The organism is Lactobacillus sp. wkB10 (genome assembly GCF_000760615.1).
Lineage (GTDB): Bacteria > Bacillota > Bacilli > Lactobacillales > Lactobacillaceae > Lactobacillus > Lactobacillus huangpiensis.
In genome coordinates this window covers 112,162-125,595 of sequence record NZ_JRJB01000005.1, presented here as the reverse complement: position 1 = coordinate 125,595, position 13,434 = coordinate 112,162, and the positions used below count along the sequence as shown (strand labels likewise).

Below are 13,434 nucleotides of genomic sequence, written 5' to 3'. Positions count from 1 at the left end.
GAATAATGGATTTAACAGAAACTGAAATCTCTTCAAAACAAATTTTTACAGGTCGTATAGTTGATCTTTCAGTAAGAACGATCAAATTGCCTAATGGTGAGACTGCTACAAGAGAAGTAGTAAAACATCAACCTGCATCAGCTGCTATAGCTGTGAATGAAAAGCAGGAAATGCTGTTAGTTGAACAATGGCGTGAGCCTATCAAAGAGTTGACTTTAGAAATTCCAGCAGGTTTAATAGACGAAACTGATGCTAGTCCACTTGATGCAATGAAAAGAGAGTTAAACGAAGAAGGCGGCTATCATGCAGACTACTGGGAAAAGATAACTGAGTTTTATTCATCTCCCGGTTTTACTAATGAGAAACTCTACTTATTTTATTGCGATACATTAACTAAATTGACTGATAAAAAAGATCTTGATCCTGATGAGTTTTTAACTAGTCATTGGTTTAGTTTGGAAGAGTTGAAAAGACTTTCGGCACAGGGTAAAATCGTTGATGCCAAGACATTATATGCAATGAGTGTTTGGGAAAACATGCTGCTCACCGGTGCTGACGCAAAGGAATAAAATGACTGAAAAACGATCTGATTACCGTAAAAAATTAAAACATAAAAAAAGCAAAAACTTTTTAAATACAATTAAATCTGCTTTTGATGATAGTGATGATGAAGTTGATGTTAATCCTGATTTTACCCGTGATAAAGATGAAGTTGCAGAATCAAATGATTTTGCAAATGACAGGGTAAAAAAACAGGAGCAGGCTCCAAGAAGAGAAGAGAACAAATCTCAGTCTCAGTTAACCACGAGTCAAGAAAAGGCATTAAAGCTGAAAAGTAAACTTAACCGTGCAATTTTAATTGTTGCTGTTTTAATTATTTTGGTTTTATTAGCGTTATTTCACTTATAAAAATAAAACGAGGGTAAAAATGAAGATAGCGATTATTGTCCCAATGGAAATTGAGGCTGAATATTATCATAAGTATTTTCACTCTGGTCACAAAGAAATGTTCGGATCTACTACATTCGAGCATTTTTGCGTTAACCACAATGATTTGTACATTGGTTTGAGTGGAATAGGCAAAGTGCAGGCTGCTATGAATTTAGCCAGTTTACTAAGCAATGTTGATATTGATTTGATTTTCATGACTGGTACGGCGGGATCATTGCAAAAGCAAGTTCACAGAGAAGATTTGATTTTAGCTGATTCGTTTGCATATCACGATGCTCATAATACTTTGGCAGGTAATTATGTTGAAGGACAAATACCTGGAGAACCAGCTAAATTTGACTTAAATTCCTCTGAGAGAAAGGAATTTGCACAGTTTTTGCAAGAAAACAACATTGAATTTAAAGAGGGATTAATTGTTACAGGTGATTCCTTCATTGGCTCTGAGAAGCAAAAAGATGAGATAAAGCAAAATTTTGCTCACGCATTAGGTGTTGAAATGGAAGGAGCTGCTTTTGCTCAGGTAGCTTATCATTTTGAAAAACCTTTGATAGCTGTACGAGCTATTTCTGACAATGGAAATCAAGACGCGAACGAGGATTTTGATCATTTTGCTCAAAAAGTGGGAGCTAAGGCTGCAAAGATTATTTGTACTTACATAGAGAAGATGAATTAACAAATGACAGAAATTTATCTGGACAATGCTGCTACGACACCAATGTCGCCTAAAGTAATTGACGTAATAACCGGTGAAATGAAAAACAATTTTGGTAATGCCTCAAGTACTTATGAACTGGGCCGCAAAGCACGACATGCTATTGATCAGGCAAGACAAGAAGCTGCCAGAATTATTAACGCAAAGGAAAATGAAATAATTTTTACTTCAGGTGGTTCAGAAAGCAATAATACTGCTATTTTTGGGACTGCTCATAGTCGTCAAGATATCGGTAAACGTATAATTACAACCAAGATTGAGCATCCATCTGTTTTAGAGCCGATGAAACGTTTAGAAAGTGAAGGCTATGAAGTCATATATCTTGATGTCGATGATAATGGTTGTATTTCACTCGCCGATTTAAAAGATGCACTAACTCCACAAACTACCTTAGTTTCCATTATGGCCGTTAATAATGAATTGGGAACAATTAATCCTTTGACTGAAATTGGCAATATAGTAAAACAAAGCAATGCATACTTTCATGTTGATGCTGTACAAGGATTAGGCAATATAGATCTTGATGTTGTTAAGATGAATATTGATTTATTATCAACTTCAGCTCATAAAATAAATGGTCCTAAATTCCTTGGATTTTTATATGAAAAGAACTCGCTTAATTTACCGCCTCTAGTTTATGGTGGAGAGCAAGAAACCAAGCGTAGAGCAGGAACAGAAAATGTGCCTGGAATTGCCGGTTTTGGTGAAGCTATCACTGAAATTGCAGCGATAGATAAAGAAAATTTGCAAACTAAATATCAGAACTTGCAAAATCTTATTTTAAATGAGCTCAATCAATCTAATGTTAAATATCAAGTTAACGGTGGAACAAAAAAATTTGATTCTCATCATGTGTTGAACTTGCATTTTAATGGTATTCCAACAACAGTTTTGCAGACAAATTTGGATTTAGCTGGTTTTGCTGTTTCAGGGGGGTCTGCGTGTACTGCAGGTTCAATTGAACCATCCCATGTTTTAGTTGCCTGTTTTGGTAAAAATTCTCCGAGAATAAATGAATCTATTCGCATTTCTTTTGGACGTTACACCACTGAAGAAGAAGTTAGAGTCTTCGCAAAGGAACTAGCTAAAATTGTGAGCAAAATCCAGAATAAATAAATTTAATTGCTTTTTTAGTTAAATATGCTTATTATTAGTAAGTGAGGTAGAATTATGGCAAATACAGTTATTATTAATGGGGATAAACGCAAGTTTACCCTTAGTCCAGAACTAAAATTATACGCTCTGATTGATGCAGGTTTTGTTAAAACAGTTAAGGGTAATTTTAATTATGAGCATCCACTTTATAATGATTCGCCGTATAATGCTCCAACTAAACTGAAGATGACCATAAATAAAGAAATGACTCATCTGACCATGGTTGTCACAGACAAAAATGGTTTACAAAAGGTCAACATTTTTAAGAACGAAAAATTAGCTCCTACTGTTGAACTTTTAGATTATATATTAAAGGATTTAGAAGAGCGCAATATTATTGTTGCTGTAAAGGATTGATTAATTTGGTAAAGAAAAAAACCAGAGTTGTAGTTGGCATGAGTGGGGGAGTGGACTCTTCCGTTTCGGCACTCCTTTTAAAAGAACAGGGATACGATGTAATTGGCGTATTTATGAAAAATTGGGATGACACTGATGATTCTGGTGTCTGCACTGCTACTGATGATTACGAAGATGTAAAAAGAGTAGCAGATCAAATCGGGATTCCTTACTATTCAATCAATTTTGAAAAAGAATATTGGCATCGCGTTTTTGAGTATTTTTTAAATGAATATAAAAAAGGCCGTACGCCTAATCCGGATGTTATGTGCAATAGTCAGATAAAGTTTAAATCATTTTTAGAATTTGCACTTAATCTTGATGCAGATTACATTGCAATGGGTCATTATGCGAAAACTTTAACTGACAAAAATGGTATCACTCATATGATGCGCCCTAAAGATGGCAATAAGGATCAAACTTACTTTTTAAGTCAATTAAGCCAAAATCAGATTAGTCGAGTTATTTTTCCGTTGGCTAATTTAACTAAACCCCAGGTGCGCGAAATTGCAATCAAAAATGGTTTGGCTACAGCAAAAAAGAAAGATTCAACTGGTATTTGTTTTATTGGTGAAAGAAATTTTCGCAAATTTTTGAGTGAATTTCTGCCGGCTCAATCTGGAGAGATGATCACACCAGATGGAAAAGTAGTTGGCCATCATGCAGGACTAATGTATTATACAATTGGTCAAAGATCAGGATTAGGACTGGGTTCAACAAAAGAATCAACTGCTCCATGGTTTGTGGTTGGTAAGGATCTACAAAAAAATCAATTGATCGTCGAGCAAGGATATGACAGCAAATTGCTTTACGCCACTGAATTGGAAGCTAGTGATATGTCATTCTTTACCGGACAGCCTGATCACGATTTCAAAATTCATTGCAGTGCCAAGTTTCGTTATCGCCAACCTGATGTTGGGGTAACGGTATCTTATGATGCAGAAAAAAACAAGGCGAAAGTATACTTTGATGAGCCAGCCCGGGCAGTTACACCCGGACAAGCTCTTGTTCTTTATCAGGGTGAGGAATGTCTTGGTGGCGGCAATATTGATTGTGCCTATCAAAATGATCTTCAGCTTCAATTAGTTTAATGTCACTTGAAAGGAAAATGTTTATAAACATTTTCCTTTTTATTTGTCTTCGTTTTCTCTTTTAAACTATTAAATGATAAACTAGAAAATAACAGTTACAGAAAAGAGTAATTAATGAATGCAGATTTATTTTGTCAGACATGGTAAAACAGAGTGGAACTTACAGAAACGTTTTCAAGGAGCACATGGTGACTCACCACTTTTACCTCAAAGTTTAATTGATATTCAAAAATTAAGCGACTTTTTAGGTCAAACAAAATTCGCAGCAATCTATTCAAGCCCTCTGAAAAGAGCCAGAACTACTGCAGAAAAACTTACTAAGAATCTAGGTAATCCCTTTTCTCTCAAGATAGATGATCGTTTGCGAGAATTTGATTTGGGGGAAATGGAAGGACTTACGTTTACTGAGGCTAAAGCCAGGTATCCGAAGCAAGTCACTGATATTTGGGACGAACCTGAGAAATATGATGGTCACAGCATTGGAGGAGAAAATTATCCTGAGGTAATTGCACGTGGTAAAAGCTTTGGCAGAGACGTTGGACTACAATTTAAACAAGATGATAAAATACTGGCAGTGAGCCATGGAGCAGCTCTTGGAGCGATTATGGGTGGATTATTGGGTTATTCGCTACCGGATATCCGCCAGAATGGTGGTTTAAGCAATACTAGCCTTACTATTTTGGAAACAAAAGATAGGGGCAAAACCTTTAAAGCTCTGGTGTGGAATGAGACGAAATTTTTGGACAGGAAAATGGTAGATTCGGATTCATTATGAGACAAAAAAGAAAAATAGCTGATAATTCAAACGGGGTTTCCAAAAAGGTACACAAACTAATAACGAAAATTGATAAACAACCGCAAAATAGTGAAAACTATTTAAATTTGGCAACTTATTTAATAGAACAGGGCAGTAATGACCAAGCAACTGAACTTTTAGAAAAAGCCAAAAAGTTAGTTACTCATCCTCAGGATTTGGATTATGATTTGGCCGTTTGTTACTATTTACAAGGTAAATTTGATCTGGCACTAAAAATCCTTAATCAAATTCCTAATGATGATTTAGTTTTATATCAAAAAGCACTCGTTTTTTTCAAAGTTGGTCAAAGCCAAAAAGCACTGGCATACGCTCTGACAATTAAGAATGTTGATGCAAAAGTGTTGGAATTAATAGGGGATATTTGGCTAAGCCTCGGTAAAATTCAGGAAGCAGAGTCAACTTATAAAAAAATAGATACCAAAAAAAGATCGGCCAAAATCAATTTCATGCTGGGAATAACAGTTTTAGCTAGAAATCGCCAAGAGGCTGAAAAATACTTAACAAAGTCAAAAAAGCAAGATCCTAAAGTTTTTGAACAAGAGCAAAAAAAATATTCTTCGTTACTAAAATTAGTGAATGATGCGAGAAAAAACAATGACTGAATTTACTGGAAAAATTAATAGAATAGTTTTTGAAAACGATCAAGACTTGTATAAGATACTTGATGTTGCCATAATCGGAAAATTAGAAAAATATGATCGAGAAGATATTAAAGTAACCGGCAGTTTTGGAGACGTTCAAGTTGGTGCAACTTATACTTTTTCTGGAAGATTGATTGTACATAATAAATTTGGTCTGCAATTTCGTTGTGATAATTATAAATTGGCCTTGCCTCATGAAAAAGGTAGTTTGATTAATTATTTAAGTTCCAGTAAATTTCCTGGGATTGGTAAAAAAGCGGCTGATACAATAATTTCAGACTTGGGAATGGATGCACTGACAGTTTTAAAGGAAAAACCTGAAAAGGTTCGAACTTTGTCAATTTCGAAAAAGCAAAAAGAGAGTTTGTTAAATGGTGTCAGTACAATGGATTCATACTCTGAAACTGTATTAAAACTGGCCCAATTTGGTTTGAATAAGAAGGTAGCGAGCAGACTATACCAACTTTATCATGGCGAAACCTTAGCTAAACTTGAAGAAGATCCTTATGCTTCTATTGCTGAAGTTACAGGTTATGCATTTAAGAGTGCCGATCGAATTGGCAGTAAATTAGGAATTAGTTCAAATGATCCCAAAAGAGTTAATGGTGCTGTTTTTCAAATTTTACTTGATGAAGTTGCTAAAGAAGGCAATACATACGTTAAACTTGAGCAGCTGCTGCAAGAAGCGGGTAAACTACTTCAAATTAATGAGTATGACACCATAGCAACTTGTGTTAATAATCTCCAACATCAAGGTAAAGTTGTAGTAATGGGAGAAAACGCTGCATTACAGGAAATTTATGAAACTGAAACTGATATTGCCAACGCAATGAAAAATCTAGTTGAAAAAAAGCAAAAGAGTTCAAGTTACGGTGAAAAAGATTTAAACCTTGCAATAGCTAACTCTGAAACTAAGCTGAAAATTCACTATGATAATACTCAAAAGGCAGCGATTAAAAACGCACTATCTAATCCAATTTCAATTTTAACTGGTGGTCCCGGAACTGGTAAAACTACTATCATAAACGGTATTTTATTAGCATTGAAAGAGTTGGCAGAAATACCATCATCGTCTCTTTATAGTACAGACCCGCCATTTTTACTTGCTGCACCCACTGGTCGTGCAGCCAAGAGAATGGAAGAAATTACTGGGATTACAGCTAAAACTATCCATCGTTTGCTAGGTTTAGGGATTGGTGAAAATGATGCAACTGATCTGAATGAATTAAATGGTGAAATTTTAATTATTGATGAAATGTCGATGGTAGATATGTTTTTGTTTAGGCAACTGGTTTCCAGCATTAACGAAACTAAGCACATTGTTTTTGTTGGTGATAAGGATCAACTGCCATCAGTTGGTGCAGGAAACGTTTTTGCTGATTTAATCAAATCACAGGTCTTTCCTACAACCGTTCTGAAGCAAATTCACCGTCAAGGAGATGATTCCAGCATTATTACGTTGGCTCATGACATTAATGAAGGAAAGAACCCTCAGGAATTATTTAAAAAGACCAAAAACTACTCATTTATTTCATGTCCACCGCATGAAGTTTCGCATGTTGTTAGTCAAATCGTCCAACGTGCTTTAGCAAAGGGTTTTGATCCTGATGACGTTCAGGTACTAGGAGCAATGTACCAAGGTGATGGCGGGGTTAACAATTTGAATAATGTTATTCAAGAAATTATTAATCCTTCAAAGCAAAACAGTAAAACACTGGAAGTACACGATGAAATTTTTCGCATTGGTGACCGCATTTTGCAATTACAAAATAATCCGGAAAAAGACATTTATAATGGCCAAATCGGTAAAATCCTCGCAATTGATAATGATAATTCTCAAAAATGCATGGTGGCTGATTTTGATGACAGAGAAATAACCTTTAGTAAAAAAGATCTGTTTGATTTAACCAGAGCATACGCAATTACCATTCACAAAGCTCAAGGCTCTGAATTCCCGTTAGTTATTTTGAGTTTGACTATGCAAAACTATGTCATGCTTAAACGTAACTTATTGTACACTGCTGTAACTCGTGCAGAGAAAAATTTGGTTTTAATTGGTGATCCTCGCGCTTATGAAATGGCTTTTAATACTTCTGGTAATGACCGTCAGACAGGATTAACAGTTAAACTGCAAAAAATATTAAATGTGCAAGATAAAACTGTTCAAGAAAAAGATTCAGGTAAAAATAAAAATGAACAAGAAGAAGCAAATTCTGATGTGCTTGAAGATCTAACTCAGGATCATATATTAACACCGGAATTGATTTATTCGGGTCGAATTGATCCTATGATTGGGATGCAGGACATTAAATTAGATGCAAAAACAAAATAAGGTACTTTTAAAAACAATGGCAAAGATAAAAAATGAACAAGTTAGTATAAACTTGCAGAAAGAACTTGCAGAGTGGGTTGCCACTAACACTCATATTTTAAATTTTGATCCAGACACATTTGAAATTGAAACTATTTTTAAAGATTCATTTGGCGAATCAGTGTATTGCTTTGTCGAGAAAATTGAATTTGATAAATATAAAGTTACAGATGATGGTCGTACACTTTTTAAGTTAGATCCCAGCGCAAGTGACGAAGATTTAATAGCTGCCAGCGAAGATTTAATCACAGCCAGTGGCTTTTCTTTTAATGTTGAAAATGGAGTTATCAGCTGTGAATGTAATGAACAAACTTTGGCTGAAAACATTATGCAATTAGGACAATTAGAAGTAAACGTTTCATATCTTAATTAAAAAGCTATCACTAAATACTATTTTTTATTGCTAATTTTAAAAAATAATGATTAAATTATTAATATCATTTTAAGCAAAAGGAAGAAAAGCCTATGGCAATTATTTTTGATAAGGTAAAGAAAAACTACGGTAAGAAGCCTGTATTTTATAACCTAAATTTTAAAATTCCTTTAGAACCAACAGTAATTGGTTTGGTCGGACCTAATGGTGTAGGCAAGTCAACCATGTTAAGGTTGCTTGCGGGGGTATTGGAACCAACCGAAGGATTGATCAAAAATGACCAGGCTAATGAACCATATGTTAAGTGGGCCAGCTTGCATACTATTTTCGTTGCTTCAGGTGAAAGAGGTCTTATGTACAGGCTAAATACTCTTGAAAATGGGATGTATTTTTCTTCACTTAAAGGAATTAGTATTAAAAAAACAGAAAAAAATATTCGAAAAATGGCGCAGGATTTCAATTTTTCAAATGAACTTAACACTTATTTTCAAAATTTGTCTACTGGCTTGAAGAAAAAGGCTGCTATCCTTGTGGGAGCTGCAATGGAGACAGAAGTTTTACTTTTGGACGAGCCGTCAAACGGACTTGACATAGCTGCTCAGGAAGATTTAGCGTCCTTTATTCTGGATTTGAAAAATAAATACGGTAATACTATTTTTATTTCATCGCATGACACTCAAATGCTTTCTGGTGTTGTTGATCATTATCTGTTTTTAAGAGATGGCCAAATAGAGAAAAATATTGGACATAAAATGACTGAAAATGATCTGATTTCTGAATACCGTGAAATTTATCAGCGAAAGTAGGATTAAAAATGAAAAAAATTAAAAAGCTATTTAATATTTTTTGGGTACAATTATATTTACAGCTAAAACTGCAATTTCGTTATGTTAATTCTGCGATTAGTTCGCTGGTTTTATATGCCGGAGCTTTCTTGATTGTTGTCTTTTTCACTGATCCTGCACAACTTGGTCAGGCATATGGTACAAAGCAAGGTGTTTTATTTACTATTGTTGGTTTTTTGTTTTGGAGTATTGGTATTGCCTCAATGGGTCAATGTAGTAACGGAGTAGAAACTGATGAGCAAACCGGTTTGCTTGAAAGTGAAACTCAGTCTGTTTTTCCTTTATGGACCCTATATTTTATTGAAACTTTGGCAAATAATTTGTTTGTATGGATTTATCTTTTAATCATAGGCTTTATTGCTTCGTTTTTTTCAATTTTCACGGTAGTTGAATTATTAGAAGCTTTATTGTTAACATTTGTATTTTCTTTAATTTCCAATTTTGGAATGTTTGGCATCGGGATGATTTTTGCCTCTGGTTCTATTAGATTTAAAAGAATGGGTCAGTGGGCAACTATAACGCAGGCTTTATTATTGATGTTGTCAAATGTTTATTTACCAGTATATAATGTCTTTCAGGAGGTCATTCCCTATGTTGGTGGCATCGAAATAGTTCGGCAAATATTTTTGGGTCATGGAGTTTCATTGCCAAAACTGATAATATTTATAGTGGTAAATGTTGTTTGGTTCTTAGTTGGTATTTTAATATTCAATTATTGTATTAAGAAAGAGCGCAAAAATGGCTCATTTGATGCTTTTTAATTTTAAGAAAGGTGATATTTATTTTAACGTTCAAAAATGTTAAATGGGGGACAAAAAATTATTTTAAAGTAAGAAAATTATATTTAGGCGCATTTCCCAAAAATGAACGATTTCCATTTGTCGGGTTGCTGGCGATGGCTTTGCAAAAAAGAGTTAATTTGCAAGCAGTCTATGACCATGATAAATTTATTGGGTTAATTTTTTGGACATATGCCGAAAAGATTATTTATATTGGTTATTTGGCTGTTGACCCAGTTTGGCGTGGAATGGGCTACGGCAGTCAAATTCTAAATTCGATGAAACAACGTTATTCTGAAAAAGCAATAGTTTTAGATATTGAGCCAGTTATTAAAACAGCAAAGAATTATTCTCAAAGATTTAACAGGTTATCATTTTACAAGCACAATGGCTTTAGACTAACTAAAAGTAATTTGGTTGATGAGGGTGGACATTACTCGATACTGAGTTCTGATGGAAGCTTTAAAAAGCGTAATTTAAGTCAATTACTGCAGCAAATGAGTTTCAATTGCTATAAGTTTAAAATTGTTTCCAGATAAGATATAAAAAAGCAAACACTTATTTTGGTATTAATCCCAAAATAAGTGTTTGCTTTTTATTTGTAAAATATTACATTTAAAAGCTTTAACGCAATAAGTTAAAACATGAGACAGAAAACTCAATATTAAAATAATTTCTTTTTATCTCTTCGCCATCAACTTGAGCGAATTCTTTTTTTGCAGTAGTAACTTTAATTTTGTCGGCTTCAAAATAGTGAAACTGTGGATCATTAACGTGTGATCCGTTTTTAAGAAGATTGATAAATAACTTTACTAGTTTTGCCAGGCTAAATTTTTCTACTACAACAGTATCAATTTTGTGACTGTCTATTTTAGCACTGGGTAGAAGAGGAAGACCGCCACCCAAGTATGGATGATTAGTAGTAGTAACCATAAAAGCATCATCAAAATGAATTTTGTGACCTTCTCGTTCAATTTCAACACCAAATGTGTCCTGTTTCGTAACAGTTGCTAGAATATTATAACCGTATATTAGTTTTCCTTCGTTAAGCCGATTTAATATTTTTTTAAGTTTAGATATATTACTATTGTGATTTACAAATGCATCAAAACCGATACCAAAACTATTTGCAAAATAATATTTTTTATCAATAGAGATATTTGGAAAAATAAAAGAACCGCAATCAATTAAATCTGGTTTAAAACCTTTTTTGAAATGCTCTAAAAGAATTTTGGGATCATCAGTTAAACTAGCTGCACGAGCGAAATCATTGCCAGTTCCAGCCGGTAAATAGGCAATAGGTGTATCTGGATTGCTTGACCACTTAATACCGTTAAGAACCTCATTGAGCGATCCGTCACCGCCAATAACTAAAAGAACTTCGTTTGGCAAATGTCTTTGATTACCATAATCCTGTGCTATACGAATTGCTTCTCCTGCATAATTGCTTTTTTTAAGGTCAAAATTAATATTTTCTTTAATGAGTATAGATTTTGTTTGCTCAAGAACTTTTTTACCATGACCATTACCAGCTACTTCATTAACTAAAAGATGTATTTTTAATTTATTATTCATATATACTATTCATTATATAAAAAGCCCTCAAGAAGGGCTTTTGTTTATTTTTTCTCAACTATCATTGGTAAAATCATCGGCCGTCTTTTAGTTTTAGAATACAGGAAATCAGAAAGATTAGCAATAATTGCATTGCGAATTACGCTGTCTTTAGGGTGATCCACTTTGTTCATTTCCGATTTTATAATATGATAAATATGTTTCTGAGCCTGATTGATTAGTTCAGTAGATTCGCGCATATAGACAAATCCCCGACTTAAGACATCAGGCCCTGCTAAGACGCGCTTGTGCTTGTAATCGACTGTAGCGACAACGACAACAAGTCCATCTTCAGATAAAACCTGGCGATCATGAACAACTACATTACCAACATCAGCAGTACCTGAAGTGTCAACATAAACATCGCCCGCAGGAATGTGACCGGCTATTCTTGATCCTTCAGGACCAAAACAAACTACTTCGCCGTTTTCAAGGACAAAAGTATTTTCTGCGGGAACACCGGCTGCCTGTGCTAATTCAGTATGAATTACTTGCATCCGGTATTCGCCGTGAACAGGAATCATGTACTTGGGTTTGGTCAAACGAACCATCATTTTAAGTTCTTCCTGACCACCATGTCCAGATGTATGGACGTTATTTATTCTGCCATGAACGACATTGGCGCCGCCCTCCATTAATTTATTAATCAAATGGTTGACGCTTAAGGTATTTCCTGGAATCGGGTTAGAGGAGAAAATTACTGTATCTCCTGGTTGCAGACTTATTTGTCGGTGAGTGCCGTTAGCTATTCGAGATAAAGCCGCCAGCGGTTCACCTTGGGAACCAGTACATAAAATCATGACTTCTTCTGCCGGGGTATGGTTAATTTCGTTAGCATCAACGATCAAACCATCAGGAACATTTAAGTAACCTAAGTCAATCCCATTTTGCACGCCATTTTCCATGCTCCGTCCAAAAATGGCAACTTTACGTCCAGTATCTTTGGCTGCCTGAATAGCGGTTGAAACACGGTAAAGATTAGAGGCAAATGTGGCGAATATTATTCGACCATGAATTCCTGTAATAATGTCATGTAGCGATTTGGCTACAAAACGTTCGGACTTGGTAAATTGCGTTACTTCAGCATTAGTTGAATCCGATAGCAGTGCCAAAACTCCTTCATTGCCCAATTTAGCCATTTTTTGAAAATCCGGAGCGGGTTGGTTCATTACAGGCGTTAAATCAAATTTAAAATCTCCTGTAAATACTACTGCACCAAGTGGGGTATGTACGGCTATACCTAAAGTGTCAGGAATCGAGTGAGTCGTTCTGAAGAAAGTAACGGTCAACTTTTTAAATTTAAGAACTGTGTCTTCGTGTTCTTCATGTAATTCTGTAGTCCTCAGAATGCCGTGTTCTTCAAGTTTTCCTTTGATTAAAGCAAGTGCAAAAGGTGTGGCATATACCGGTATTTCCGGAATCTTTTCAAGTAAGAAGGGGATCCCGCCAATGTGGTCTTCGTGTCCGTGACTAACAACTAGAGCTTTAATTTTTTTGCGATTTTTTATTAAATAAGAATAATCAGAAATCACATAATTAATACCAAGAAGGTCATCCTCCGGGAACTTTATTCCACAATCCATGATGATGATCTCGTCTTGATATTGTACACAGTACATATTTTTGCCAATTTCGTGCAACCCCCCGATTGCAACTACAGCAACTTCATTATTTTTAATACGCACAGAG

15 protein-coding genes are annotated in these 13,434 nt (G+C 34.9%); 13 read left to right on the top strand and 2 right to left on the bottom strand.

Features of this window, described 5'->3' with window-relative positions; all coding sequences use genetic code 11:
* The first annotated feature begins 5 nt into the window (after positions 1 to 5).
* The 13 genes from LACWKB10_RS04695 to LACWKB10_RS04635 all read left to right on the top strand — a co-directional run bounded on the left by LACWKB10_RS04695 (position 6) and on the right by LACWKB10_RS04635 (position 10,670).
* Positions 6 to 569 (top strand): NUDIX hydrolase, encoded by a 564-nt coding sequence (locus LACWKB10_RS04695; protein ID WP_034979378.1) that lies wholly within the window; start codon positions 6 to 8, stop codon positions 567 to 569.
* Position 570: 1 nt separating this feature from the next.
* Positions 571 to 909, top strand: a complete 339-nt coding sequence (locus LACWKB10_RS04690; RefSeq protein WP_034979375.1) for a hypothetical protein — start codon at positions 571 to 573, stop codon at positions 907 to 909.
* Between the two features lie 19 nt (positions 910 to 928).
* Complete coding sequence (locus tag LACWKB10_RS04685) at positions 929 to 1,624, top strand: 5'-methylthioadenosine/adenosylhomocysteine nucleosidase (RefSeq protein WP_034979372.1); 696 nt, start codon at positions 929 to 931, stop codon at positions 1,622 to 1,624.
* 3 nt (positions 1,625 to 1,627) lie between these two features.
* The gene (locus LACWKB10_RS04680; RefSeq protein ID WP_034979369.1) at positions 1,628 to 2,779 is read left to right on the top strand and encodes a cysteine desulfurase family protein; all 1,152 of its coding nucleotides are present in this window, start codon (positions 1,628 to 1,630) and stop codon (positions 2,777 to 2,779) included.
* 54 nt (positions 2,780 to 2,833) lie between these two features.
* On the top strand, positions 2,834 to 3,175 hold the full coding sequence (locus LACWKB10_RS04675; RefSeq protein ID WP_034979365.1) for a DUF1831 domain-containing protein: 342 nt from the start codon (positions 2,834 to 2,836) through the stop codon (positions 3,173 to 3,175).
* A 5-nt stretch (positions 3,176 to 3,180) separates the two neighbouring features.
* Positions 3,181 to 4,305: a tRNA 2-thiouridine(34) synthase MnmA gene (gene mnmA / locus LACWKB10_RS04670; protein ID WP_034979485.1), complete on the top strand. Its 1,125-nt coding sequence runs from the start codon at positions 3,181 to 3,183 to the stop codon at positions 4,303 to 4,305.
* A gap of 118 nt (positions 4,306 to 4,423) precedes the next feature.
* Positions 4,424 to 5,080 (top strand): histidine phosphatase family protein, encoded by a 657-nt coding sequence (locus tag LACWKB10_RS04665; protein WP_034979363.1) that lies wholly within the window; start codon positions 4,424 to 4,426, stop codon positions 5,078 to 5,080.
* A complete protein-coding gene (locus LACWKB10_RS04660; RefSeq protein ID WP_034979360.1) occupies positions 5,077 to 5,724 on the top strand; it encodes a tetratricopeptide repeat protein in 648 nt (215 codons plus the stop codon). Before LACWKB10_RS04665 ends, LACWKB10_RS04660 begins: the two co-directional genes overlap by 4 nt.
* Positions 5,717 to 8,095, top strand: coding sequence for an ATP-dependent RecD-like DNA helicase (locus LACWKB10_RS04655; RefSeq protein ID WP_034979356.1), 2,379 nt, complete (start codon positions 5,717 to 5,719; stop codon positions 8,093 to 8,095). The genes LACWKB10_RS04660 and LACWKB10_RS04655 overlap by 8 nt, the downstream gene beginning before the upstream one ends.
* Positions 8,079 to 8,507, top strand: coding sequence for a DUF1828 domain-containing protein (locus LACWKB10_RS04650; protein ID WP_052060285.1), 429 nt, complete (start codon positions 8,079 to 8,081; stop codon positions 8,505 to 8,507). The genes LACWKB10_RS04655 and LACWKB10_RS04650 overlap by 17 nt, the downstream gene beginning before the upstream one ends.
* Before the next feature lie 92 nt (positions 8,508 to 8,599).
* Entirely contained in the window at positions 8,600 to 9,313 is a 714-nt protein-coding gene (locus LACWKB10_RS04645; protein ID WP_034979353.1) for an ABC transporter ATP-binding protein, read from the top strand.
* A gap of 8 nt (positions 9,314 to 9,321) precedes the next feature.
* Entirely contained in the window at positions 9,322 to 10,113 is a 792-nt protein-coding gene (locus tag LACWKB10_RS04640; protein WP_034979350.1) for a hypothetical protein, read from the top strand.
* 134 nt (positions 10,114 to 10,247) lie between these two features.
* On the top strand, positions 10,248 to 10,670 hold the full coding sequence (locus tag LACWKB10_RS04635; RefSeq protein WP_034979478.1) for a GNAT family N-acetyltransferase: 423 nt from the start codon (positions 10,248 to 10,250) through the stop codon (positions 10,668 to 10,670).
* Between the two features lie 85 nt (positions 10,671 to 10,755).
* Here LACWKB10_RS04635 and LACWKB10_RS04630 read toward each other — a convergent pair whose 3' ends face one another.
* A complete protein-coding gene (locus tag LACWKB10_RS04630; RefSeq protein WP_034979347.1) occupies positions 10,756 to 11,706 on the bottom strand; it encodes a diacylglycerol kinase family protein in 951 nt (316 codons plus the stop codon).
* 44 nt (positions 11,707 to 11,750) lie between these two features.
* On the bottom strand, positions 11,751 to 13,430 hold the full coding sequence (gene rnjA, locus LACWKB10_RS04625) for a ribonuclease J1 (protein WP_034979344.1): 1,680 nt from the start codon (positions 13,428 to 13,430) through the stop codon (positions 11,751 to 11,753).
* Positions 13,431 to 13,434 lie beyond the last annotated feature (4 nt).

Bases quoted from the DNA above. Each gene is read 5' to 3' on its own strand.
- LACWKB10_RS04675 (WP_034979365.1), top strand. From the start codon at position 2,834: ATGGCAAATACAGTTATTATTAATGGGGATAAACGCAAGTTTACCCTT.
- LACWKB10_RS04640 (WP_034979350.1), top strand. From the start codon at position 9,322: ATGAAAAAAATTAAAAAGCTATTTAATATTTTTTGGGTACAATTATAT.
- LACWKB10_RS04660 (WP_034979360.1), top strand. From the start codon at position 5,077: ATGAGACAAAAAAGAAAAATAGCTGATAATTCAAACGGGGTTTCCAAA.
- LACWKB10_RS04695 (WP_034979378.1), top strand. From the start codon at position 6: ATGGATTTAACAGAAACTGAAATCTCTTCAAAACAAATTTTTACAGGT.
- LACWKB10_RS04665 (WP_034979363.1), top strand. From the start codon at position 4,424: ATGCAGATTTATTTTGTCAGACATGGTAAAACAGAGTGGAACTTACAG.
- LACWKB10_RS04630 (WP_034979347.1), bottom strand. From the start codon at position 11,706: ATGAATAATAAATTAAAAATACATCTTTTAGTTAATGAAGTAGCTGGT.
- LACWKB10_RS04685 (WP_034979372.1), top strand. From the start codon at position 929: ATGAAGATAGCGATTATTGTCCCAATGGAAATTGAGGCTGAATATTAT.
- LACWKB10_RS04650 (WP_052060285.1), top strand. From the start codon at position 8,079: ATGCAAAAACAAAATAAGGTACTTTTAAAAACAATGGCAAAGATAAAA.
- LACWKB10_RS04655 (WP_034979356.1), top strand. From the start codon at position 5,717: ATGACTGAATTTACTGGAAAAATTAATAGAATAGTTTTTGAAAACGAT.
- LACWKB10_RS04635 (WP_034979478.1), top strand. From the start codon at position 10,248: ATGGCTTTGCAAAAAAGAGTTAATTTGCAAGCAGTCTATGACCATGAT.
- LACWKB10_RS04690 (WP_034979375.1), top strand. From the start codon at position 571: ATGACTGAAAAACGATCTGATTACCGTAAAAAATTAAAACATAAAAAA.
- LACWKB10_RS04645 (WP_034979353.1), top strand. From the start codon at position 8,600: ATGGCAATTATTTTTGATAAGGTAAAGAAAAACTACGGTAAGAAGCCT.
- LACWKB10_RS04680 (WP_034979369.1), top strand. From the start codon at position 1,628: ATGACAGAAATTTATCTGGACAATGCTGCTACGACACCAATGTCGCCT.